Annotated in this window: 19 protein-coding genes; 14 read left to right on the top strand and 5 right to left on the bottom strand. The window is 47.6% G+C overall.

Annotated features, from left to right (window positions below):
• Nucleotides 1–585 precede the first annotated feature (585 nt).
• The 3 genes from gnd to K5Q99_RS09350 all read right to left on the bottom strand — a co-directional run bounded on the left by gnd (nt 586) and on the right by K5Q99_RS09350 (nt 4,923).
• Nucleotides 586–2,112 (bottom strand): NADP-dependent phosphogluconate dehydrogenase, encoded by a 1,527-nt coding sequence (gene gnd / locus K5Q99_RS09360; RefSeq protein ID WP_220776709.1) that lies wholly within the window; start codon nt 2,110–2,112, stop codon nt 586–588.
• 207 nt (nt 2,113–2,319) lie between these two features.
• Nucleotides 2,320–2,634: a quaternary ammonium compound efflux SMR transporter SugE gene (sugE, locus tag K5Q99_RS09355; RefSeq protein WP_011847232.1), complete on the bottom strand. Its 315-nt coding sequence runs from the start codon at nt 2,632–2,634 to the stop codon at nt 2,320–2,322.
• Between the two features lie 330 nt (nt 2,635–2,964).
• Nucleotides 2,965–4,923 (bottom strand): propionyl-CoA synthetase, encoded by a 1,959-nt coding sequence (locus tag K5Q99_RS09350; protein ID WP_220776708.1) that lies wholly within the window; start codon nt 4,921–4,923, stop codon nt 2,965–2,967.
• Between the two features lie 315 nt (nt 4,924–5,238).
• Between K5Q99_RS09350 and K5Q99_RS09345 the strand changes: the two genes are divergently transcribed.
• From K5Q99_RS09345 to K5Q99_RS09285, 13 genes are all read left to right on the top strand, one after another.
• Nucleotides 5,239–5,646 (top strand): MerR family transcriptional regulator, encoded by a 408-nt coding sequence (locus K5Q99_RS09345; RefSeq protein WP_006082318.1) that lies wholly within the window; start codon nt 5,239–5,241, stop codon nt 5,644–5,646.
• Nucleotides 5,647–5,786: 140 nt separating this feature from the next.
• Entirely contained in the window at nt 5,787–6,956 is a 1,170-nt protein-coding gene (locus K5Q99_RS09340; RefSeq protein ID WP_113940993.1) for an isovaleryl-CoA dehydrogenase, read from the top strand.
• A 116-nt stretch (nt 6,957–7,072) separates the two neighbouring features.
• On the top strand, nt 7,073–8,680 hold the full coding sequence (locus K5Q99_RS09335; protein WP_105252050.1) for a carboxyl transferase domain-containing protein: 1,608 nt from the start codon (nt 7,073–7,075) through the stop codon (nt 8,678–8,680).
• A 43-nt stretch (nt 8,681–8,723) separates the two neighbouring features.
• Nucleotides 8,724–9,593 (top strand): enoyl-CoA hydratase-related protein, encoded by an 870-nt coding sequence (locus tag K5Q99_RS09330; protein ID WP_220776707.1) that lies wholly within the window; start codon nt 8,724–8,726, stop codon nt 9,591–9,593.
• Nucleotides 9,593–11,635, top strand: coding sequence for an acetyl/propionyl/methylcrotonyl-CoA carboxylase subunit alpha (locus K5Q99_RS09325; protein WP_220776706.1), 2,043 nt, complete (start codon nt 9,593–9,595; stop codon nt 11,633–11,635). The genes K5Q99_RS09330 and K5Q99_RS09325 overlap by 1 nt, the downstream gene beginning before the upstream one ends.
• Before the next feature lies 1 nt (nt 11,636).
• Nucleotides 11,637–12,575 (top strand): hydroxymethylglutaryl-CoA lyase, encoded by a 939-nt coding sequence (locus K5Q99_RS09320; protein ID WP_220776705.1) that lies wholly within the window; start codon nt 11,637–11,639, stop codon nt 12,573–12,575.
• 69 nt (nt 12,576–12,644) lie between these two features.
• Nucleotides 12,645–13,349 carry a CoA transferase subunit A gene (locus K5Q99_RS09315; protein ID WP_063884906.1) on the top strand — a complete coding sequence of 235 codons (705 nt, stop codon included), beginning with the start codon at nt 12,645–12,647 and terminating at the stop codon, nt 13,347–13,349.
• Between the two features lie 113 nt (nt 13,350–13,462).
• A complete protein-coding gene (locus tag K5Q99_RS09310) occupies nt 13,463–14,119 on the top strand; it encodes a 3-oxoacid CoA-transferase subunit B (RefSeq protein ID WP_173243940.1) in 657 nt (218 codons plus the stop codon).
• A 571-nt stretch (nt 14,120–14,690) separates the two neighbouring features.
• Nucleotides 14,691–15,713 (top strand): hypothetical protein, encoded by a 1,023-nt coding sequence (locus K5Q99_RS09305; RefSeq protein ID WP_220776704.1) that lies wholly within the window; start codon nt 14,691–14,693, stop codon nt 15,711–15,713.
• 136 nt (nt 15,714–15,849) lie between these two features.
• Complete coding sequence (locus K5Q99_RS09300) at nt 15,850–16,452, top strand: DJ-1/PfpI family protein (protein WP_113940987.1); 603 nt, start codon at nt 15,850–15,852, stop codon at nt 16,450–16,452.
• A gap of 38 nt (nt 16,453–16,490) precedes the next feature.
• Nucleotides 16,491–16,808 (top strand): hypothetical protein, encoded by a 318-nt coding sequence (locus K5Q99_RS09295; protein ID WP_028761115.1) that lies wholly within the window; start codon nt 16,491–16,493, stop codon nt 16,806–16,808.
• Nucleotides 16,809–16,999: 191 nt separating this feature from the next.
• Nucleotides 17,000–17,758, top strand: a complete 759-nt coding sequence (locus K5Q99_RS09290) for a sulfite exporter TauE/SafE family protein (RefSeq protein ID WP_105252043.1) — start codon at nt 17,000–17,002, stop codon at nt 17,756–17,758.
• 156 nt (nt 17,759–17,914) lie between these two features.
• Nucleotides 17,915–19,132 carry a PQQ-dependent sugar dehydrogenase gene (locus K5Q99_RS09285; protein WP_220776703.1) on the top strand — a complete coding sequence of 406 codons (1,218 nt, stop codon included), beginning with the start codon at nt 17,915–17,917 and terminating at the stop codon, nt 19,130–19,132.
• A 148-nt stretch (nt 19,133–19,280) separates the two neighbouring features.
• Here the strand turns inward: K5Q99_RS09285 and K5Q99_RS09280 are convergent, their stop codons facing one another.
• A complete protein-coding gene (locus K5Q99_RS09280) occupies nt 19,281–22,358 on the bottom strand; it encodes a transglycosylase domain-containing protein (protein WP_220776702.1) in 3,078 nt (1,025 codons plus the stop codon).
• Nucleotides 22,359–22,492: 134 nt separating this feature from the next.
• Nucleotides 22,493–23,071 carry a thymidine kinase gene (locus tag K5Q99_RS09275; RefSeq protein ID WP_220776701.1) on the bottom strand — a complete coding sequence of 193 codons (579 nt, stop codon included), beginning with the start codon at nt 23,069–23,071 and terminating at the stop codon, nt 22,493–22,495.
• A gap of 543 nt (nt 23,072–23,614) precedes the next feature.
• On the opposite strand from K5Q99_RS09275, the gene K5Q99_RS09270 reads away from it, so the two are divergent.
• Nucleotides 23,615–25,720 (top strand): multiheme c-type cytochrome, encoded by a 2,106-nt coding sequence (locus K5Q99_RS09270; protein WP_220776700.1) that lies wholly within the window; start codon nt 23,615–23,617, stop codon nt 25,718–25,720.
• Nucleotides 25,721–25,814: the final 94 nt, after the last annotated feature.

Below are 25,814 nucleotides of genomic sequence, written 5' to 3'. Positions count from 1 at the left end.
TAAATTCCCTAGTTGTATTTACAGTAGCAATAAACTTAAGAAACGGAGTTGCACACCTTATTTATAAAATTAATGTGCTTTAAAATCAAATACTTACGAGATAAAATTGAATACTGGAATTAATAGAATCACTTTTTTAGTGTATTTGAAATTTAAAAATAAATTGTTACACTTTTAAAAATTCAACAGCATTAACAACATAGCATACTCATTAGTGGTTAAATAAATATGCTAAGCCTTGTATAGAAAGCATGCTGCGTCTAAAATATTTAGCAACAATATTATGTATAAAACAATTCTTAAGGTGGATTGAAACTCAATATTGCATATGATTATCTGCAAGCCGAATATACAGAAAATTAATGACGACAGACATGTTCTTACTGACTCTTAATTTAATTAAGTATATAACCCTAGGCATAAGATTAATCGCGAAAAAATAATAGACCACTACGGTAAAATAATAAGCTGTTATCTTTGGCGTTAATGAGTTAACTGTCAGTTCCAATCAATGTAGAACAGGCATAAAAAAACCCTCAATATTGAGGGTCTTTATAAAATACTATATACCAGTTTTCACGAACATTAGACCTTAGCTAAGGTGCGCTCTTTAGCGCTCCAATCTAAGTGATATTTCTCGCCAGCTGGCGTATCGATCCGCTCGAAGGTGTGAGCGCCGAAAAAGTCACGCTGACCTTGGAGCAAGTTCGCTGGTAATGTTTCGCAGCGATAACTGTCGTAATATGCCAGTGCTGAGCTAATACACGGCGCTGGAATACCTTGCATTACCGCAGTCGCTACCGCAGTGCGCCATAGGCCTTGCTTTTCAGATAAGGCTGACGCAAAACTGTCGGCCATCAACAGATTGCTAAGCTCGGCATTGTCTTCATAGGCTTGAGTGATTGATTGCAAGAAAGTCGCGCGAATAATACAACCCGCACGCCAAATTTTTGCAATTTCAGCAAAGTCTAACTGCCATTTTTGTTCATGGGCCGTCATCGCCATCAACTGGAAGCCTTGCGCGTAACAACACACTTTCGCGCAATATAACGCGCTTTCTAGAGCCTCAATCAACTGCGCTTTTTGCGCATCATCGATAGCAGGTGCATTTGGCCCAGCCAATTTCTGGCTAAGTTGTAAACGTAAGGATTTTTGGGTACTTACGGCGCGAGCATATACAGCTTCAGCAATCGTCGGTGCCGGACAACCAATTTGTAAACTGCTTACGGCCGTCCACAAACCCGTGCCTTTTTGGCCCGCTTTATCTAAGATCATTTCCACCAACGGTTTACCCGTTAATGGATCGGCCTGTTTTAAGACTTCGGCACTGATCCCCATCAAATAGCTGTTTAAGCTGCCTTTGTTCCAGCGTTCAAACACATCGCCCACTTCTGCAGCGCTCATGCCTAAACCGCCATGCAGCATTTGATAGGCTTCGCAAATCAACTGCATATCTGCGTATTCAATACCGTTATGCACCATCTTCACGTAATGGCCAGAACCCGCAGGACCAATATAAGTCGTGCATGGCTCGCCTTCTGTCACTGGATTACCCGGTTCGAAGCGCTCTATGGGTAAACCTGTACTCGCATCAACCTTAGCGGCAATGGCTTTCCAAATAGGTGCAACGTGATGCCATGCATCGATATCGCCGCTTGGCATAAGTGATGGGCCGAAACGCGCACCGACTTCACCGCCCGAAACCGCAGAGCTGAAAAATACAAACTGACCTTTGTAGCGCGCTTCACGCTCAACAGTGTCAGTCCATAGGCTGTTACCAGTATCGATAACGATATCATCGGACTCAATTCCGGCAGAAATCAAGGCACTACAGACACCATCGACGGGTGCACCCGCGGGAACAGAAAGCACAAGAATGCGGGGTTTTGTGAGACTGGCTAACATTTCGGTAAGATTAGCACAGCCAAGAATACGAGGTTCGAGTCCAGCGCGTTCCTGTTTTTCTTGCTGTATAACACCATTAACTTTAACAGGATCGAGGTCAAATGCGCTGACGTGATATTGGTTATCCGCGATGTTTAGCGCGAGGTTTTTACCCATAACGCCAAGGCCAATTACGCCGATATCATTAAGATTGCTGTGGTTTTGCATTATATAATTCCCACGGGTCACAGAGGTTAGAACTAACCAATTTTGAGGGGTAATTATACCGATCTTTGTAACTTAATTACCAGAGAGAAAAGGCGATGCATACGATTGGCAATCTCGATTACAGTGAGATTGCCAATCCCGTATTGCGAAACGGGTTAGTTAGAACTTAGCCCAAGTGATACTTGTATTGGCACGTATATCGACAACTTAGTTTGCGAGTTTAAGCCCTAAAACCCCCAGTAATATCAGTATCAAACTGGCGATTTTCAGTAAGCTAACTCCTTCTCCTAACAGGATAATTCCAGCAATAGCAGTACCCATGGCGCCAATACCGACCCACACACCGTAAGCAGTACCGATGGGCAATTGCTTAACCGCGAGTCCGAGTAGCAACACACTCACAGCCATCGACGCCACTGTAAAGATACTTGGCCACAAACGCGTGAAACCTTCGGTATATTTAAGCCCTATGGCCCAACCAATTTCGAATAAACCCGCAAGGACTAATAAGAACCAACTCATAGTGAACTCCCAAAAAAGGGGTCGTCCCCATGTTAGATTAGGCGTATTTAGGGTCGTCCCTAAGCCATGTGATTACCGTAAAAACTGTAGGTGATATAGCTGTACATGATAACAGTACGTAATAGCTGCTCATGATGAGCCTGCAAGACTAGCAAATTGAAGGTAGAAACTTCAATCTCTGATCCTACCTAAGTAATCTGATCCTAACTGAATAAAAGTGCCGTAAACAAAACGGCGATAGCAAGCTTGGTCAGTTTACTATCGCCTTGATATTTCTACTCTCAATAAGACCTTTACATTCTTTCTATAAAAGCCTTTACGCTCTATTTCTTACACTAAGGCATCGGCATAACCCATGCGAGTGAGCGCGGTGCGCACTAGCTCTAAGGTTTGTGGATCTTCTATGGTCGCTGGTGCAGTAAATTGCTGATTATCGGCAATTTTTCGCATAGTACCGCGTAAAATTTTACCCGAGCGCGTTTTAGGCAATTTTTGAATCGCACTGACTAACCTAAAGGAGGCGACAGGACCAATTTCTTGGCGTACCAGCGCAATTAACTGTTTATGCAGCTCTTCATCGCTGATCGTCACGCCTTTCTTGAGTACCACTAATCCGAGGGGAACTTGGCCTTTAAGCTGGTCATCCACCCCAATCACAGCCGCTTCGGCCACATCAGGGTGTTGACACAATACTTCTTCAAAACGTCCGGTCGATAGCCTGTGTCCTGCTACATTTATGATGTCATCAATACGACTCATAATGTAGAGATAACCGTCTTCATCGGTATAACCCGCATCGCCAGTTAAGTAATAACCTGGATACATAGACAAGTAACTATCTTGATAGCGTTGATCATTTTGCCACAATGTAGTTAAGGTTCCCGGCGGCAAAGGCAGCTTGATCACCACATTCCCCGAGGTATTGGGCGCAACTTGCTCACCCAATTCATCCACCACTTCAACCGCATAACCAGGCACAGGTAAAGCGGGTGAACCCGGCTTAATGGCGACGGGCGCTGTGCCCATCAAATTTGCCGCGACAGGCCAACCCGTTTCAGTTTGCCACCAGTGATCGATAACAGGTTTAGCGAGTTTAGTGTGTGCCCAAACTAAAGTGTCGGGATCGCAACGTTCACCTGCCAAAAACACATTTTTAAGACAAGCTAAATCAACACCTTGTAGATACTCGCCATCAGGATCTTCACGCTTGATCGCGCGAATAGCCGTCGGCGCGGTAAAAAAACTTTTGACTTTATATTTGGCAATCGTACGCCAAAAAGCACCGGGATCGGGCGTACCGACAGGTTTGCCTTCATACATTAAGGTTGTAGCGCCCACCAGCAGCGGTCCGTACACAATGTAAGAATGACCGACAACCCAGCCCACATCGGACGCCGCCCAAAACACATCGCCCGCTTGAATATCGTAAATATGCTGCATCGACCAAGCCAGAGCCACGGCATGGCCACCATTATCGCGTACCACACCTTTAGGCTGACCCGTGGTGCCTGAGGTATAAAGCACATACAAGGGATCGGTAGCCTTGAGGACGACACAATCGGCCTTAGGTGCAGTTGCTAATACGGCTTGCCAATCTAAGTCACGACCCTCAAGTAAATCGGCCTGATACTGGCTACGATTCAAAATTAGGCAGTGATCAACCTGATGCACTGACTGCGCTAACGCTTTATCTAACAGAGGTTTATAAGGAATGACACCTGAGGGTTCGATACCGCAAGATGCCGACAAGACCAATTTAGGCTTAGCATCGTTAATCCGAGTCGCGAGTTCATTGGCGGCAAAACCACCAAAAACCACAGAATGAATCGCACCTATGCGAGCACAGGCCAGCATAGCGAAGGCGGTTTCCGGCACCATAGGCATATAAATCACCACACGGTCGCCCTTCTCTATCCCAATAGATTGCATAAAGCCCGCGAGTCGGCTTACTTGAGCCTGTAACTCCGCGTAGCTAATGCCGTATTCAGTGTCTGTCACTGGGCTCACATATTGGATCGCCACTTGATCACCGCGTCCAGCCAACACATGGCGGTCAACGGCGTTATAACAAGTGTTCATCTCACCATCGGCGAACCAGTGATAAAACGGCGCCTGCGATTCATCGAGTACCGTTTGCGCCGGCTTAATCCAATCGAGCGTCTTCGCCGCTTCTCCCCAGAATTCGGCTTTATTAAGCAAGGATGCTTGGTGCAACGCTTGATGTTTTTGTTGGTTCTGTTTTTGATTTGCGACTTGCGCTACAGATGCATTTTGCTGTTCGGTCAACATATGTCCTCCAATCAGGACTGCGACTCACATCGTCAGCCGCAATAACTACCCCTTCCTGCTTCTATTATTAGCAAGGAGGTCTAAAGCCCACTATTAGACGTTAGCCTATAACCAGAAGATATTTGTGGTTTTATGTGAGAACACTAATTTAAAGCACACGTTTTAATCTCGCTGCACAGGCTTATGGCAATTGGGATTGACACTTTTATGGCAATTGGGATTGACACTTTTATGGCAACAGAATAAAAGCCAAAATCTTTACCTTTACGTAAACTTCATATATCTTGCTTAAAACTGATTATTTAGGGTGCATGAATGAGCGCAACGAACACACCACAAACGACTTACTCGATCAGTGATCTCTCAAAAGAGTTTGATATCACTACTCGTAGTATTCGTTTTTACGAAGACCAAGGTTTGCTTAAACCTAAACGCCGCGGCCAAACCCGTATTTATAGCCTCAAAGACAGGGTGCGTCTCAAGCTCATTCTTCGCGGTAAACGCTTGGGCTTTTCTTTGGCAGAAACCCGTCGCTTGTTCGAATTATACGATGCCGACAAGAGCAGCACCTCACAGCTCAATACCATGCTGGCGCTAGTGGAAGAAAAGAAGTCCGCACTACAACAGCAAATGGACGACATCAAAGTCGTATTGATGGAACTCAATTCCGCCGAGCAGCAGTGCCGTTTAGCCTTAGAAGATAACAAAACGGCAAAAGCCTAAATCTCCGTTGACACAAAATCAAATCAATTTGATAGCGATAACGACTACGGATTTAAGTACAAGATTTAAAAGACTCAAGCACCTAAAAATCATAAAAACTATAACAATCTGAAATTAGAACATCTGAAAGGACACAAGCAATGAACTCTCTCTACACAAGTCTGAATTTTGGTCTAGGCGAAGACGTCGATATGCTGCGCGATGCAGTGCAGGATTTTGCCGCGAATGAAATCGCTCCAATTGCCGCGAAAGTGGATCACGACAACGCCTTCCCCAATGAACTTTGGCCTGTGCTAGGAGGAATGGGGCTGCTCGGAGTAACTGTACCCGAAGAGTTCGGCGGCGCAAACATGGGCTACCTAGCCCACGTCGTCGCAATGGAAGAAATCTCCCGCGCATCCGCTTCTATCGGCCTAAGTTACGGCGCCCACTCAAACCTGTGTGTCAATCAAATCAACCGTAACGGTAATGCAGCGCAAAAAGCCAAGTACCTGCCAAAACTGGTGAGCGGTGAGCATATTGGCGCGCTGGCCATGAGTGAGCCAAACGCAGGTTCTGACGTGGTTTCGATGAAGCTACATGCCCGTAAAGAAGGTGACCGATTCATCTTAAACGGCAACAAAATGTGGATCACTAACGGTCCAGATGCACACACCTATGTCATTTACGCGAAAACCGACTTAACCAAAGGCGCACACGGTATTACCGCCTTTATCGTTGAACGTGATTCGAAAGGTTTTAGCCAAGCGCAAAAGCTCGACAAACTCGGCATGCGCGGCTCTAACACCTGCGAACTGGTGTTTGAAGATGTAGAAGTACCAGAAGAAAACATTTTAGGCGGCCTCAATAACGGCGTAAAAGTGCTGATGAGCGGCTTAGATTACGAGCGTGTCGTACTGTCTGGCGGTCCGCTGGGGATCATGAATGCCTGTATGGACATCGTTGTGCCTTACATCCACGAGCGTGAGCAATTTGGCAAATCCATCGGTGAATTCCAACTAGTGCAAGGCAAGTTAGCCGACATGTACACAGGCATGAATGCCGCCAAATCCTATGTCTATAACGTGGCAAAATCCTGCGATCGCGGTGAAACCACCCGTAAAGATGCCGCGGGCGCCATTCTGTATAGTGCAGAACTCGCAACCAAAATGGCACTGGATGCAATCCAACTGCTCGGCGGCAATGGTTATGTTAACGAATACGCCACCGGCCGCTTACTGCGTGATGCCAAGCTGTATGAAATCGGCGCAGGCACCTCAGAAATTCGCCGCATGCTGATTGGCCGCGAACTGTTCAATGAGTCGAAATAACGCGAGTTCCAATAATCTCTCACAAGTGAATGGGTAGCCCCTCACTGTAATTTACAGTTTGCGCCACCCATTCGAGCAAGGTGATACCGAGTTTCCGCTTTATAAGGACAATCAAAGTGACGCAATTAAGCAGTCGTATCAACGCCCGTAGCGATGAATTTAAAGCAAAATCAGACGATATGGCCGCCCTAGTGGCCGATCTTAAAACTAAACTCAATAAAATCGAACTCGGTGGCGGCCCTGTGGCGCTAGAGCGCCATTTATCTCGCGGTAAATTGCTGCCACGTCAACGTGTTGAAAAGCTGCTTGATGCAGGCTCACCCTTTTTAGAGCTATCGCAATTTGCGGCGTTTGAAGTCTATGACGAAGAAGTGCCCGCAGCGGGCATTATTGCCGGTATCGGCCGAGTGAGCGGTGTTGAGTGCATGATCATCGCCAACGACGCTACAGTTAAAGGCGGTACTTACTACCCGATTACCGTTAAAAAACATCTACGCGCCCAAGATATTGCCAGCCGTTGTCACTTGCCTTGTATCTATTTAGTCGACTCGGGCGGCGCTAACCTGCCCCGCCAAGATGAAGTCTTCCCCGACCGCGACCATTTCGGCCGCATCTTTTACAATCAAGCGCAAATGTCCGCTAAAGGCATACCGCAAATTGCAGTGGTGATGGGCTTATGTACTGCAGGCGGTGCTTATGTGCCGGCCATGGCGGATGAATCGATTATCGTAAAAGATCAAGGCACTATCTTCTTAGCCGGCCCACCATTAGTCAAAGCGGCCACAGGTGAAGAAGTCAGCGCCGAAGAGTTAGGCGGCGCCGAAGTGCATACTAAAATTTCCGGCGTAGCGGATCATTTAGCCCAAAACGATGAGCACGCGTTAGAGCTTGCCCGCCGCGCCGTATCACGCCTGAATCATCAAAAAGAAATCAAATCACTCTTAAGTCCTGTCAAACCACCGAAGTTCGACATTAGCGAACTGTACGGCATTGTCGGCACTGATTTGAAAAAGCCCTTTGATGTCAAGGAAGTGATCGCCCGTATCGTCGATGATTCTGATTTTGATGAGTTTAAAGCCAACTATGGCGCGACCTTAGTCTGCGGTTTTGCCCGTATTCACGGCTACCCCGTCGGCATTGTCGCCAACAACGGCATTCTGTTCTCGGAGTCTGCGCAAAAAGGCGCGCACTTTATTGAACTGTGCTGCCAGCGCAAAATTCCGCTGCTGTTCCTACAAAATATCACCGGCTTTATGGTGGGTAAAAAGTACGAACACGAAGGCATAGCCAAACACGGTGCCAAAATGGTAACCGCGGTGTCTTGTGCCAATGTGCCTAAATTTACTGTGATTATCGGCGGCAGCTACGGCGCGGGTAACTACGGCATGTGTGGCCGCGCGTTCGAACCGACCATGATGTGGATGTGGCCTAATGCCCGTATTTCTGTGATGGGCGGAGAGCAAGCCGCAGGCGTTCTCGCCACAGTACGCCGCGACGGTTTAGCCCGTAAAGGTGAAGAATGGTCACTTGAGGATGAAAAAGCCTTTAAAGCGCCAATTGTCGCCCAGTACGATAAAGAAGGTCATCCGTATCATGCCAGCGCCCGTTTATGGGATGACGGCATTATTGACCCAGCGCAAACCCGCGATGTGGTCGGCCTTGCCCTATCGGCGGCATTAAATGCTCCTATCGAAGACACCCGCTTTGGTGTGTTCCGTATGTAAACCATACGTATACACAGCAAATCAATAAGATAGGGAAACAGTTATGACAAATTTACCAATAACGCTACAGGAATTAAGCAACTTGCAGTACGTGAGTTACACGCTCAATAACGGTGTTGCCGAGCTTATCCTTGACCGCAGCGATGTACACAACGCCTTCGATGAAGTGATGATTAGCGAGATGATTAGCGTCCTTAGCTATTTTGCTGAGCACAAGCAATGCCAAGTGCTGGTACTCAAAGCAAACGGCAAAAACTTCAGCGCCGGCGCCGATCTCAATTGGATGCGCAAACAAGCCAAAATGGACTTTGAGCAAAATCTAAATGATGCCAAAGCCTTAGCAAAACTGATGCAGGATTTAGATACCTTTCCAAAACCCACCATTGCATTAGTGCAAGGCGCAGCCTTTGGCGGCGCACTGGGGCTGATTTGCGCCTGCGATATCGCTATCGCCACGACGCGCGCCAGCTTTTGCTTAAGCGAAGTAAAACTCGGATTAATTCCAGCAGTAATTAGCCCTTATGTTGCCCGCGCCATGGGTAATCGTGCATCGCGCCGCTACATGCTGACCGCCGAGCGTTTTAGTGCAGAAACCGCATTAAAACTTAACGTCATTCATGAGATCAGCGATGACTTAGACGCCGCCGCAAAGCCTATGATTGACGCGCTGCGAGCCAATAGCCCGCAAGGCATGGCATGGGTAAAAACACTGCTGTCGCATCTTGAAGATGGCGTGATAGACCAAAACACCATTGATTACACTAGCGAGCGTATCGCCCGCATTCGGGTATCAACCGAGGGCCAAGAGGGCTTAAACGCCTTTTTTGAGAAACGTCAGCCTAACTGGCAACAAGCACACTCAACGCCCTCCAAGCCCATGCAAAAGCCAAGTGATACCCAAGGAGCCCTTTGATGTTGACCAAGCACATGTTTACCAAACTATTGATTGCTAACCGCGGTGAAATCGCCTGTCGCATCATCAAAACGGCCCATGCCATGGGCGTTCGCACCGTTGCCCTATATTCCGATGCCGATAAAGAAGCGCGCCATGTCGCCATGGCCGACGAATCCTTCTATTTAGGTGGCAGCGCGCCGGCAGACTCCTATTTAAAGGGCGATTTGATTATCGACATCGCCAAAAAAGCGGGCGCACAAGCGATTCACCCAGGTTATGGTTTCTTGTCTGAAAATGCCGACTTTGCCCGTAAATGTGAAGCCGCAGGCATCGCCTTTGTTGGCCCAGGCAGTGATGCTATTGATGCCATGGGCAGCAAAAGCGCCGCTAAATCTATTATGACTGCGGCAAACGTGCCCTTAGTGCCGGGTTATCACGGCGATGACCAAACCGATGCGACCTTAAAAGCGGAGGCTCTGAAAATCGGCTTCCCTATGCTGATTAAAGCGGCTTATGGCGGCGGCGGTAAAGGCATGCGTATCGTCGAGAACGAAGGCGAAATCATGGAAGCCGTTAACTCGGCGCGCCGTGAAGCGGCCTCTTCTTTTGGTAACGATAAGTTATTGATGGAGCGTTATTTACGCCAGCCGCGCCATGTCGAAGTGCAAGTGTTTGCCGACACCTTTGGCAACGCGATTTACTTATCGGATCGCGATTGCTCGATTCAACGTCGCCACCAAAAAGTGGTCGAAGAGGCGCCGGCACCGGGCTTAAGCGATGCACTGCGCGCCCAAATGGGTGATGCGGCCGTCGCGGCAGCTAAAGCCATCGATTATGTTGGCGCGGGGACGGTAGAGTTTCTGTTAGATACGGACAATAGCTTCTATTTCATGGAGATGAACACCCGTCTACAGGTTGAGCATCCCGTCACCGAAATGGTCACTGGCCAAGATTTAGTGAAATGGCAATTGCTGGTCGCCAGTGGTCAGCCACTGCCCCTTAAGCAAGATGAAGTGCGTATTCACGGCCACTCCTTTGAAGTGCGTATTTACGCCGAAGATCCGCAAAATGAGTTTTTACCCGCCAGCGGTAAGCTCAACTTTTTGCGTGAACCCGAGCAAAGTAAGTTTGTCCGTATCGATTCGGGTATTCGCGAAAACGATGTGATCAGTAACTTCTACGATCCTATGATTGCCAAGCTTATCGTCTGGGATGAATCGCGTCCGCGCGCCCTGCAACGTTTAGTGCATGCGTTAGAGTCGTATCAAATCAGCGGTCTTAAGCACAACATTGAGTTTTTGGCGAACATTGCCGAGCACCCATCGTTTGCCAATGCCGACTTTAGCACTGACTTTATTGGCCGTTATGGCGACACCTTAATTGGCACAGCTTCAAGCGAAGCTGACACTGCGCTTGCCTTTGCCGCGCTGTATCAAGTGCTTGCCCGTAAAGAAGCCGCCAAAGCGCAAGCTGTCAACAGCGCCGATCCTTACTCTCCTTGGGGTCAAGTGAGCGGCTTTAGACTCAACAGTTGCAGCCAGCACAATATTGCCCTACTCGATGATGCCCATGAATTGCAGCAGTTAGTGATGCTCGATTTAGGCGGCATGTATCAGCTACCACTGCACGGACAAGATTGGTTGCTAAATGGCGAGCTGAAACAAGATTTACTGCTCGCAGAAATCAACGGCCATAAGAGTAAAGTGCCCGTTAGTGCCCAAGGTGATGACTTTACGCTGTTTTTATCCTCTGGCAGTTACCACTTTAAAGCAGTGCAAACACTCGTGGTCGAAGAACAAGCCAGCAATGCTGACAAGTTAAAAGCGCCCATGAACGGCACTGTCGTGACCCATTTAGTCGATGTCGGCACACAAGTTAAAGCGGGCCAAGGTTTGCTGGTGATGGAAGCCATGAAGATGGAATACACCATCGAAGCCCCCTTTGATGGCATAGTCACTGAGTTCTACTTTAAAGCGGGCGAGCTGGTCACCGATGGCGCAACCTTGCTTAACGTTGAGCCGTTAGAGACAAACGAGCCAACCGCGATCAAGGAAGCCTAAGATGTCGTTAGCCAATCTAAGCCAAGCAGCGAACGCCAAAGACAGGGTCAGTATCTTCGAGATGGGCGCACGCGACGGCCTGCAAAACGAAGTCGCAGTGCCGACGGCAGCTAAAATCGCCTTGATTGAATCGCTGGCTGATGCAGGGCTTAAGCGTATCGAAGCAGGCAGCTTTGTGTCACCTAAATGGGTGCCACAAATGGCCGATTCTGCCGATGTGCTCAAGCAAATACAGCGTCAAAGCGGCGTGGTGTATAGCGCGCTCACACCCAACGTCAAAGGCTTTGAACTGGCACTGGATGCAAAAGCGAGTGAGGTGGCAATATTTGGCGCCGCCTCACAAAGCTTTAGTCAGCGCAATATCAACTGCTCGATAGAAGAGTCGATTGAACGCTTTATCCCTTTGATGGAATTAGCAAAAAAACACAATATTCCAGTGCGCGGTTATGTGTCTTGCGTGCTCGGCTGCCCCTACGAAGGTGAGATAGCGGTCAGTGAAGTGGCCCGTGTGTCTGAAATCCTTTACAAAATGGGCTGCTACGAAATATCGCTCGGCGACACCATAGGTGTAGGTACGCCGCAAAAAGCCCGTAGAATGCTGCAAACTGTGGCTGAACGCGTCCCAGTCGAAAAACTGGCGCTACACTTTCACGACACCTATGGCCAAGCACTCGCTAATATTTTGGCCTGCTTAGACTTAGGTGTACGGGTGTTCGACTCCTCGGTTGCGGGTCTTGGTGGCTGCCCCTATGCCAAAGGCGCATCGGGCAATCTTGCCACCGAAGACTTAGTGTATATGCTGCACGGCATGGGATTCGAAACGGGTATCGATTTACAAAAACTCGCGTTAGCAGGACAAGCTATCAGCACGCAGTTGAATCGCAACAACGGCTCGAAAGTGGCCACGGCCCTGTTAGCAAAACAGAACAACAATAATTAACGACAACAACCGTTATTGAAAACGCGCGTTATTTCCTGCGCGTTTTATACAGCATAAAAGGACATCACAATGGCAGGACTCAATAAAGTCGTCAGCAGCTATGAAGAAGCGTTAAACGGCTTATCAAACGACATGACCATTATGGTCGGCGGCTTTGGCCTGTGCGGCATTCCCGAAGGCTTAATCAATCAAATGGTTAAGATGGGCGTTAACGGTTTAACGGCGATATCAAACAACGCTGGCGTTGACGACTTTGGCCTTGGCTTACTGTTAAAACATCGCCAAATCGCCACTATGATCGCCTCTTACGTGGGCGAGAACGCCACTTTCGAGCAACAAATGCTCTCTGGCGAACTGAACGTGATTTTAACGCCCCAAGGCACGCTGGCGGAAAAGATCCGCGCAGGCGGCGCAGGTATTCCGGCATTTTTCACCGCTACAGGCTACGGCACGCCAGTCGCTGATGGCAAAGAAACCCGCGAAATCAAAGGTCGCCATTACGTATTAGAAGAGTCGCTGACCGCAGATTTTGCCTTAGTGCGCGCATGGAAAGCCGATACCATGGGTAATTTGGTGTTCCGTAAAACCGCCGCCAACTTTAACCCTATGATGGCGACCGCGGGCAAAATCACTGTGGTTGAAGCCGAGTTTATTGTTGAGCCGGGCGAGCTAGATCCAGATCATATCCACACGCCGGGCATCTATGTTGACCGCGTTATTCAAGGCAAGTTCGAGAAACGTATCGAGCAGCGCACGGTAAAAGCCGCGAAATAAAAGGCGCTGGCAAAACCTTGAAACACAGTTAACGCAATTGGCACTTAGCTCCCTAAAGTAAAAACTAAGAGTAAAGACCAAAGCGTCAAAGCCAAATAGAAAGGATAGATATCATGGCATTATCAAGAGAACAACTGGCTCAGCGCGTCGCCAAAGAATTAAAAGATGGCTACTACGTCAACCTCGGCATTGGCATTCCAACACTGGTGGCCAACTACATTCCCGAAGGCATGGAAGTCATGTTGCAATCGGAAAACGGCCTACTCGGCATGGGTGAATTCCCTACCGAAGACGCCATCGACCCAGATTTAATCAACGCGGGCAAACAAACCGTTACCGCAGTGAAAGGCGCGTCGTTTTTTTCTTCAGCCGAGAGCTTTGCCATGATCCGTGGCGGCCATGTGGATTTAACCGTACTCGGCGCCTTTGAAGTCGATGTCAATGGCTCTATCGCCTCATGGATGATCCCCGGCAAACTCATCAAAGGCATGGGCGGCGCGATGGATTTAGTCGCCGGCGCCGAAAACATTATCGTGACTATGATGCACGCCGATAAATACGGTAATTCTAAGCTACTGCCCGTATGCGAATTGCCGCTGACTGGTTACGGCTGCATTAAACGCGTCGTCACAGATTTAGCCTTTATCGAAATCAAAGATGGCGCCTTCCATTTACTCGAGCGCGCCCCAGGCGTCAGCGTCGAAGAAATCGTCAGCAAAACCGCCGGTAAGTTAATCGTGCCAGAGCATGTACCAGAAATGGTGTTTTAAGCGTTCTCTAAAATGTGCAAGTAACGTATAGCGGCTAAGGTTGAAACTCAAGTTAGTTTGAAGCTTTAACCTAAAGAATTTTGAGCGTTAACCGACGTTTTACGATACCAACAAGGCCCAAAAAATGATTCTGGGCCTCGTTGCTTTTGTCATCCCCGCGAAAACGGGGAACCATGAGTAAAATTCACCACCAGCTTGTTCACTACAAACCTTGTTTTTTGTGAGCTTTTGCAGTCTAGGTACTTTTTGAGAGCTTATCGCCATAAACAGCACTAATGCTCTGGCGACACGCCGTAAACCCATCCTTGGGGGCTCAACGAAAAAATCCCTTTTTCCGATGGTCGCCAACGCATTAGTGCGGTTTACTCCCCATCCCAGCATATTCAATAATGAACAATGTCGCGCATTAAACTGATAACACCATATGTTAGCAAGGTTCTTTGCTGGCGAATGTGTGTTCACCATCGCTACAACGGAGTCGCTTAATGCTTGCTTCAAAAGTGCTACAGATAGTGATATTTAGCGCCGTTGCGGTAAACTTGCCGCAGCCTAAATAATAAGGATGCTCAAGATGTTAGCCAAGTTTCTCAATAAGCGCAGTCGCAGTCGTAAACATATGCGCGATTATGCCAAAAACGTCTTTGAATATGACCAGTATTTACTGACCGATTATATCGACAGTGGGATGACAGATGGTTTCGAGAGAGTGAAACAATATCGTGAGTTTGATGAGGATTTTCGCCAGTGGGAATTATTTGGAGCTGAGTTTGGTGTACCCGAGTGTCATTGGGGCTATGTAGCCCAACTTACCTATATTGAATCGGGCTTGCTTGAGCCTAAGCCGCTTATGTGCTCGCTTGCTTACGGTTATTTTGCAACCGCCATTGATTACTATAAATATTGCTCATCGCTAGAAAAAACTGGCGGGATAGCAAACGCTATGTGGTCTACAATCAGCGTGTTTCGGCTTGTGCTGATGCTGTTAGCTGGGCTTAAACGCGAGGCGGACGAGCTGTACCACGCTGATGCAACCGCGCGGCGTTCGGGCTGGATTGTTCGCTCCCATGGCTTTATTGGCGATTTTTTGGTGCTGCTGTATGGCCGTTATCTGGGGCATATCGAGCCGCCTTTTACCACTGAAGTGCAAGTGACACTGCGAAAAACAGCTCCTTTCTCCTATGCGTCATTTTTAGATAACTGGGATACACAGGATATCGAATTCATCAGCACTATGCTGCAAACCCTCTGCGATGATCAGGTAGAACAAGCGATCATCGGGGATAAAAAGTGTTTTTTTGAGTTCCACAATGGACATCTATCATACATACCCTTGACGGCGTTAATGCTGCTAAAGCTTCGTGACCTCAGGGGCTTGCCTAATCCGCAGTTCAGTCATCCGGCCTTTGGCGATGTAACGGCTTTGTTTGAACAAGTCTGCACAGCGTTTAGCGACTATGTCGCAGCAGAGAAGATCCTGCGGATTGAAGATGCAGCCGATGAAGTGTTAACCAACACATTAACCAGAATGCAAAGCCAAGATTTTGATGCCCATGCTATTTTCGCCAAGCGACTGCCATCGTTTAGTGCTGGTTAAGATTTTGATTAACCAAATTTTCATAAAAAATGGATAACCAATAAAATCATGATTCTATTCATATTGAGGACCCAAGGCTTAAGGTTGAGCATATTCAAGCCTTAAGTCATCCACAATGCAAGCCAGAGGAAAGCTTATGTACCAGATTGCGATTGTGATATTTGATGAATTTACCGATATCGATTTCTTCTTAATGCGCGATATTCTCGGCAGGACAAAAACCGATTGGACAGTAAAAGTACTCGGGACCAAACCTAGCCACATATCAAGCTTGGGGATGACGGTTGCAACCGATGGTCATGTGGCCGAAGTCGCTGATGCCGACGTGGTATTATTCAGCAGTGGTTACAAAGGCGTACCTGCGGCACTTGCTGATACTGAGTTTATGTCCGCCCTTAAATTAGATCCCACACGACAATTGCTTGGCAGTATCTGCGCTGGGTCATTCTTCTTTGCCAAATTAGGGCTACTCGACAATCTCTCGGCAACGACTCACCCCGATGCAAAACCTGCCCTAGTTGCCATGGGCGTCGATGTAGAAGACTGCGCCCTCGTGATTAATGGCAATATTGCCACTGCGGGCGGCTGCCTTTCCTCACTCTATTTAACGGGTTGGGTTGCGGAGCGTTTATTCGACAGTGCGAAACGCCGCGAAATTCACAGGCAGCTTATTCCTGCCGGGCAAACAGATATTTTTGAAGCATTAATCCAATCCTCCATCTCCGCGGCCATTCGTTAAAAGTGATGTAGATACTCTCGATGAATGAAAAAGATCCCATGATAAAACTTAAAAGTCTTCTCGAGGCTATAAAAGCCGAGCATCAAATAACCACCCAGAATGAACTTGTGGCTTTGCTATCGCAAAATGAATTACTCATTCAGCAAATCCAAACTGCTGATGCGCAGTATTGGGTCAATTTTGCTAAGAATACCTTCGATGGTTGGTATTGCATTCGAACACCTATGCTCAGTACCTTTCATGTTTATTACCAAGAACGTGGACAAAACTGTTGGGGAGAAGATGTTTTTACCGAGCAAAGTGAAGCCATCGCTGCGGTTATTTTTATGTCTGGCATTTGGGATCAAGTCCCCTAGCACTAAGCAAGTAAAAGCCTGCTCACTCATCCTATATCTTCACCTTCACGAATGGCGATATGTAACGAATCATTACGCGACTTTCAATATCGAAATCATCCTGTTAGGGTGAGTGCTTAGATTGACTCATAATAACAGACACATTTTTAGCGCTCTATTTAACTCTCTCATTGTCCAAAGGAGCGGTATCTATGGACTGGCTTATTATTGCACTCGCGGGCTTTTTAGGCGGCATGCTCAATGCAGTTGCCGGTGGAGGCAGTTTTATTACCCTATTAGCGTTAGTGTTTGTCGGGGTTCCACCGATTGCGGCGAATGCCACGGGGACAGCCGCGCTGCTGCCTGGTTATATCGCCAGCGCATGGCGTTTTAGAAAGGATATCGAATATCCGGCGAGTCTTAGCCTTAAAAATCTGATCTTAATTGCTTTAATTGGCGGCAGTATTGGCGCGGGTATTTTGCTGACCACCAGCGAGCAAGTCTTCGCAAAGCTGATCCCTTGGCTGATTCTACTGGCCACCGCGGCCTTTATTGTTGGCCCTTGGTTACTCAAACGAAGAATCGCTGAGCAAGGCGAAAACACCTCTACGCCAATGTTAAGTCCGATAACGGCACTGATAATGCTGTCGGCTGTGTGTATCTATGGCGGTTATTTTAATGGTGGCTTAGGCATCATACTACTCGCAAGCTTTGGCCTGATGGGGCAAACCAATCTACATGGGATGAACGGACTTAAAAATCTGATTTCAGCCCTGCTCACCGCCATCGCCGTTGTGGTTTATGCCGCGGGCAATGTTATTGATGGGCAATATCTGTTGCTGCTTGCCGTTATGGCGATTGTCGGTGGTTATGTGGGGGCGGCGCTGGCCTACCGCATTTCACAGCCCTTGCTACGCGGCTTTATTGTAATCGTCGGTTTAGCGATGGCCTTAGGCTTTTTCATGCGCTAGTTTTTCATACGTTAGGCTTTTGATTTGTGAAGCTTAAACTCATAAAAGCTGGACAGGCGAGTTTTCGATACAAGGTCTCACCGATAAATTGCCCTTATGTGACTGACTTGTTACTCTGATCCATCCTATAGGAGAACAGTGTGATTAAGGATAGCGATGAAACTGATGACCTTGAAACTGAGGACCTTGAGACTGAGTAAATTAATGCCAAAGACCTTGAAGCTAAGCACCTTAAATCTTGCCCTGTGTCTTATTGCATGCTCACCGGCTATTTACACCGAAACCGCTAGCGCAGCGACCATTAGCGTCAAAACGGAAACGGGTAATATTCAGGTAAAAACCATAGCCCAAGGGTTAGAGAATGTCTGGGGTATGGCATTCTTACCCGACGGCAGTATGCTAGTGACTGAACGAGCTGGCAGAATGCGCATTGTCAGCACCGTAGGCAAAGTGGGTGAACCCTTAACGGGTTTACCGCCTATGTATGCCAAAGGTCAAGGTGGTTTACTTGATGTCGTGCTTGCGCCAGATTTTGCCAGCAGCAAAAAAATCTATTTCAGTTATTCAGAACCCGCTGAAGGTGATGCAAGCGAGCTCAATAGCACAGCGGTCAGTTTTGCCACGCTCAATGGTAACAAGCTTGAAAATCTCACCCGCGTTTTTAGTCAGCACCCCAAAATCAACAGCGGCCACCATTTTGGATCTCGTTTAGTGTGGGCGCCTGATGGCACACTGTTTATCACACTCGGCGACCGCTACAGCGAAAAAGATAGCGCCCAAACATTAGACAATCATTTAGGCAAAGTGGTGCGGATTAATGCCGATGGTTCAGTGCCTAAGGATAACCCCTTCGTCAATACGGTTGGCGCCTTACCCGAGATCTGGTCTATTGGTCATCGCAATATGCAGGGCGCGGCGATTAATCCCGTCAGTAAAGTATTGTGGACGGGCGAGCATGGCCCCCAGGGCGGCGATGAACTCAATATCGACCAAGCGGCTAAAAACTATGGCTGGCCAGTGATTACCTATGGTGAGAATTATGGCGGCGGCAACATCGGCGAAGGCACCCATAAGGCGGGAATGGAGCAACCCGTCTACAAATGGGTTCCCTCGATTGCCACGGCGGGCTTTATGTTTTACACAGGTGATAAATTTCCACAGTGGCAAAATAATCTGTTACTCGCCAGCCTAAAGGGAAAAACACTGGTGCGTTTAGTGCTTGATGGCGACAAGATAATTAAAGAAGAACGGCTGCTGAAAACTGAATTAGGGCAAAGATTGCGTTCAGTAGTACAAGGGCCAGATGGACTGATTTATCTCGTAACCGATGAAGCTAAATCAAAAATTTACCAGTTATCGCCGAAGCAATCTTAATCGCTGCACTTTTATCACAGTGCTTTAACTAAACCATGTTAACCACAGCAATAAACTCAATCGATAGATAATTTAAGCCTTAAAACGACAAAGAGTGTTCATCAGGAACACTCTTTGTCGTTGGCGTGGCACTTATTAATTCATGCCTTTATTCGTTCACCACACACATGCCCTGCTCGGTTTGTACATAGGGAGCTAAAATAGGCATCATGCCTTTCATCACTTGTAATGGCAGCGCCGAAGTAAAACTAAAATCATCGGATTTACTGCCGGGCACGAAGGCCGTCAAAGTGCCGAAGTATTTATCCCCCAGATAAAACACGAAGGTCGCGGTGCGGTTCATGGCGGTGGTCGCCACTTTTTTTCCTTGCTGCATCTGAGTCACGATACGGTTATCACCGGTGCCAGTTTTCCCACCTATGGCTAACATCTCGCCTTTTTCATCGGTAAAAATGCCCTTCAAACGACGGGCAGTACCGTTTTGCACTACGTTCGCCAGCGCCGCTTTTAAGGCTTGCGCGACTTCATGGCGCATGACTCGCTCACCTTGGGTGTTCTGATTCTCCAGCGTCACTTCGTATGGTGTATCCGCGGCAAAATGCAGCTGATTGATACGCACGGTAGGCAAACGATAGCCATCATTCTGAATAATGCCCATAAGTTCGGCCAAGGCCGCTGGTCTATCACCCGAGCTGCCGAGCGCCGAACCTAAGGATGGCACCATAGCATCAAAGGGGTAACCTAAACGCGCCCAACGCTGATGTATGTCGAGGAAGGCTTCCACTTCGAGCATCACTTGCACTCGAACGTCACGGGCGTTTTTATGTCGCGTCCTAAATAACCAACGATAAACCTCTTGGCGTTGTGCTTCACTCGCCTGTTTCACATCGTTCAAATTGGCATCGGGATTGTGATTAAGATAATCCAGCACCCACAATTCCAACGGATGCACCCGTGCGATATAACCTTGATCCGGCAGGTTATATTTATCAGGACCGTACTTGTTATATAAGCTCTTAATACGACCATCGGTATAACTCACCTGCGGCAATCTTTGCTGCAGAAAAGCCTTAAATGCCGACATAGGTTCATCGGGCAAGAGGTAGCGATACGCCGACGTTAATTGTTGCTCCGACTGGGATAAACCGTCGAAGAACATCCCAAAACGCTCATTCGCGGCCACTTTTTTATACTTGCGATAAAACTTAGTGACGAAGGTATTGCCCTCTCTATCGGCAAATACCCGCAGGTATTCGTCGCGGCGCGGATCTTTATCGTTACGCAGCAACTGGGCCATATTGCCCTCGTTTTGCATACTGCTGCTGTAATTGACTATGTCGCGCATGAGGCGCACAAACGGCAAGTTAATCGAATCCTGCAATGCTTGGTAGAGTGTCGGTGTTTTAACATCTTCCGATTTTTTAAAGTTATTAAACACATGCAAACCGCCACCGGTAAAGAACTGCTCACTGGTTGAGGCAGAATATTCCCGCTGTAGCGCCGCATCTAACATGCGATCTAAACGTCTATCAGGATTCACAATCAAGTAATCAATCGCCCAACGGGTTAAGTGATCCCTAGGTTCGATAATGATAGATTCCAGTTCAATACCATGTTTTTTAGAATATTTTTCGTGGATCTCGGCGATGATTTCTAAGTAGGTCGCCATCACCCGCAATTTAGCGGTTGAACCCAGTTCCAACTTACTACCCTCGTTGATATCAAAGGGTTGGTCGGTACTGTCGGTCTGCACGCGGACTCGGTTGGCGGTGTCGGTACGCTCGTAAAGCGTAAAGCTATACAGCACGTTTTGCAGTTGGCTTGGCTCGAGTAAACGCTCGCCCAATAAACCCACTTGCTCTGCGGTCGACGCTTGCGCCAGACTGCGCAAGTAGTGACTCACTTGCTGCTGTAAATCACTGTGTAAGCTACTGTTGACCGTCAAGTCGAGCCTGTCTAAATCGTACAGCCCCACATTTAACATGCCCGCGGTACGAATACGCACTGTATTCACGCCCTTATCGGCACCCGATTGCGTATTTCGTTGCGGCTTAGTGACCCTAAACTGCAATTTCTGCGCGAGTGCGGCATCGCGCAGACCACGATCAATCAAATAATATTGGCCGAGTAAGCGGATATGGCTATCGACTAAATTTTCAAGATCTTCATGACCTTGTAATAAATAGTATGAAGGGCGACGCTGGGCAATCATCAGCGCGACCACTTGGCGGAATACTTGTCCACGCTTGGCGGCATTACCCTTGATTTGTGGCGATGCTAACAGCTTGTTTGCGGTATCGAAATCGGTGCCAAACCAGGCCCACAGCCCATCACCAATACCATGCACTTCACCATGATTTGGCGCCGAGGATAATGGCACTGTGTTTAAATAATCTTGGACGATGCGCTTACGTGCAGGTTCGGTATTCTCACCTTGCTGGTACACGCGCACACTGGCCGAGCCAATTTGTAATAACTTATCCTTGATGCTCAAGGTTAAGCCTTGGGAAGAATGGCGGAATTTTTCAATCTGAGTCGCCAGCGTACTGCCACCGGCGGTAGACACATTCATGCCGACCATCTCTGCAATTTGGCTCATCCCCGCCACCACAAAACGTGGCCAGTCGATCACGGGATTGAGTTTATCTTCCGTGGTCCATAACTCGCGGTTTTCAATAAATAATAAGGTATTAACGATTTCATTGGGGATCTTATCGTCGTCCTGATAAACCCGTTTAGGATAGGCGAACTCGTACAAATCGGTATTGCGACAATCGAGCAGCGTTAAGCCAGATTGCGCCTTTTCGTGATAAGGCGGGAAAAATCCCAGCTGCGCGTATTCCTGCAAGGCAGGCGAAAACGCCACTTGCTGCGTCACCTGAAAATTCCGTTGCATTAATCGGTCGATATACTGAGGTAACTTACTATAACCATGGCGCTCATCAAAGGGGCCATAACTTGGATAAATCACCGCTGTGCTCGGTGAGTTTTCTAATTCATAGGTGAGCGTCTTAGCATATTGATTGATGTATTTGGCTTGATAAAACGAGGTTTTCACTTCAAGGCCAATCAATAATGCGATACAGCAAATCAAAATAAAAAATAAGAACCAGACTCTGCCCTTTGATCTGGCTTTACGCGGAGTCTTAACCTTCACCTTAGGTTCGGGTTGTGGTGGACGAGGACGATAATTTTCGAACTTCATCTCTGACGGGGAATTAGGCAAAACAGCTCCAAAAAAACACTAAAATAAATATCTTTCATGCAACTCAGCAAATCCGTTGCCACTCAGTAAAACAAGACATCAACTCATTAAGCCACACAAAAAACTCACCGCCAACGACACCCAGCTAGCAAAGACTAATCCCAGATGAACTCACGAAAATGTTTACGGCAAACGGACTCGTAGCTTTCATTTCCACCAATCGCCACTTGTTCACCCTCGCGCATCACTTTTCCCTCGCCGTCGAGGCGCACCACCATGTTAGCTTTGCGGCCACAATGGCAAATGGTTTTCAGCTCAACCAACTTATCGGCCCACGCTAATAAATAATGACTGCCGCTAAAGAGTTCGCCTTGGAAATCCGTTCTTAAACCATAACAGAGTACAGGTATATCAATATTATCGACCACATGCGTCAGCTGCTTAACCTGTTCTTTACTCAAAAACTGGCACTCATCCACCAGCACACAACTTAATGGCGCGGCTTGATGCACATCGCTAATCATCTGAGTCAGATCATCTTGGCTGCTAAAAACCTGTGCATCCGTTTCAATGCCGATGCGCGAGGCCACTTTACCTTTGCCATATCTGTCATCTATGGAGGCTGTCATCACTAAGGTATTCATACCGCGTTCGCGGTAGTTATAGGATGACTGTAATAAGGAAGTGGATTTACCAGCGTTCATCGCCGAATAATAAAAATACAATTGTGCCAAGACTTATACCCTTTAAAAAACGTTAGCGCTTACGCGTCTGCCATCGGAGCCAAATTGGCCGCTAGTCTAACATTGCGCTTCACATCAGAACACTAGCAGCGACTAAGCTTTTATCATGAATTACTGCAACTGCGCTGACTTATCCAGCGTTTTACTCCCCCATCGTCGACTTAACCTACTCCAGCTCACTTTATTTAATCCTTAGCACGATAAAAGCCATCACCAGCCACCAAATGATTAAATTTTGTTAACACAAGCTTAATTTAACCTTAAATACTGTTTTATAAGGAAATAGTAAATAAAGCTAAATTTCAAAAGTGAGATCTACCTCCAAAGTATTAAGTGTTAATGGGCTTGCGCTCAAAAAACAAACATCTTGTTAACAGTAATATTTCATTCGAGACAAATCGTGCTCATTTAAAAAAAAAGAAAGTATTCGATAGCTTGCAAATTAAGGCTAACGGTCAAAGCACTAACCTACCCTGCAAACTTTAGTGCTCCACTCCGTCCTTTATGCGCATATTGGATCAAATGGAGATAATGATGAGAATTTTCACCTCTAGAAAACTGGCATACTTAGTGGCTCTAGCACTAACTGGTGCTCTTGTTGGTTGTGGCGATGATGGCAAAGATGGTGTCGATGGCGCACCAGGCACGCCAGGTATTCCGGGAACACCTGGCACGCCAGGCACCCCTGGAGAACCTGGAACACCACCGCCAGTCACCAGCTCAACGCTGACGAACGTCAAAGTGATCAACTACAGCTTTGGCGAAGGCAGTATCAGTTACGAATTTGAAATTACCGATGAGAATAATAATTTAATCAACGGGCTGCAAAACGCAGAGGCTAAAGTCGCGGCGTTAACCGATAAGGGTTTCATTAATAACCGTACCGAAAATGATCTCAATGGCATTGCAGATAATGTGCATATTGGTGGCGCGGCAACTCAAGCGACTGAAGGTGCGACACTGACCTCTTTAGGCGACGGTCACTACACTTTTGTGGCCCCAATGTTAGGCGTCAATCCTAGTACTGAAGGCATTGTGTGGTTACGCGTTGGTGGCAATAGCGCAACAGGTATCGCACGTTCAGCTCCCTTAGTGGTCAATAAACCCGAAGGCACTCATTCCACCACAACCGATAGTTGCTATTCATGTCACGTCGATTACGCAACCAGTCCTCGCCGCCATGCAAGCTATGTTGCAACCGGTATGGACGGTGAAGTCACTTTCGTAGAAGGCTGTTTAGCGTGTCACGGCTCAGTGAGTCGCGGCGCTGTCAATGCGGAAGGTTTCTCTGTGGGTGGCTATGCGACTAACACCCTGTCTAAGATTGGCCATGTTAATCACCAAGATTTTACTAAAGACTTTTCAGTACAAAACTGTACATCCTGTCACGTTGAAGCCCCAACTAACATCAACGTAGCAGGACCCGGTTGTATCGATTGCCATGATAGCGGTGGTGTACCAGGCGTCATTATCCCAAGTAATGGTGCCGATGTCCGTACTATGCATGAAGGTAAGTCAGGCATTACTGAGCGCCAAGCTATTCGCGCTAAGTACAAAGTGACATTAGCGGCCCCAGTTAAAGTCGATGATATATCAACGAAAACAGATCACTATGCGCCAACAGGTGCTGCCGCCGCAGTCGCCGCCCCAGGCTGGTGTACAACACTTACTGTAAAGGATGTTGATGGCAATATCTTTAGTATCAAAGATAACTTCAACTACTCAGATCCGCTGGTGTTTGATGCCAAGAAACCGCTGGTCTATGCCAGTGCCTATCTGCACGCCTATGACAATGGCAGTTTAGTGGGCCGCCCAGGTAACCGTACTAACTATTACTATGGTTACAACACCGACGGCACTAAGAATATCTGTCACTTACTGACGGATATCAGCGCAGTGAATGCTAACTATGTTTACTCTGCCCGCGTGACATTCAGTACCGCAGGTTGGATGGAATATGATGGCAATCAACGTTATCAAAGTAATGGCAGCCTAAGAGCGACAGGTTATGACGGTTCTATGGGCGTATCCTTTACCGCCTACTCAGACGTTGTTAACCCAGTCACGACTCAAAAAGTCTCTGGCTTCGAGCGTCGTGAGATAGTGAGCGCTAACAGCTGTACTACTTGTCATAACGATGCCACTGCATTCCACAAAAATGGGGCCTTCGATGACGGCGGTAATGGCTGTATTGCTTGCCATGACAACGGCATGGCACGGACATCAGCCGCCTTAGGCGCAGGTTTTGGCCCTATGGTTCACAGCTGGCACTGGGGTAATGGCGCTAAAGTCGGTGAAATGAAAGCGGATGGAACTCAAGCGAATGCGGCTAACGGTGCAGGGGCGATCAATCCTGTCACCAGTTGTGTTGCCTGCCATGATAAAGCGATTGATTTAGATAAAATTCCAAATCAATACATTTTAGAACCCGGCAGCAAGATGACCAGCCCTGTTTCTGCAAACTGCTATGCCTGCCATACGATTGATTCTGCGAAAGCGCACATGGTGAGCAACGGTGGTGAGATCAGCGTTCCTAGCGTGGCAGATTGGTTTAAACAACCAACGACTGAATCCTGTGCTGTATGTCATAACACAGGTAGAAGCTCTGGTATTGATAAATACCACAAGTTTACTCGCTAATTAATCATTTCATCATCGCATGATTAAATAGTCAGTAAAAAGCGGTACCGATTTTCCCTGCAAGGAAATCGCCAAAGGAGTCTCATCAACACGG

The sequence above is a fragment of the Shewanella hafniensis genome (genome assembly GCF_019655335.1).
GTDB lineage: Bacteria > Pseudomonadota > Gammaproteobacteria > Enterobacterales > Shewanellaceae > Shewanella > Shewanella hafniensis.
The sequence above is the reverse complement of the archived record's forward strand: the minus strand, read 5'-3'. Positions and strand labels throughout refer to the sequence as shown.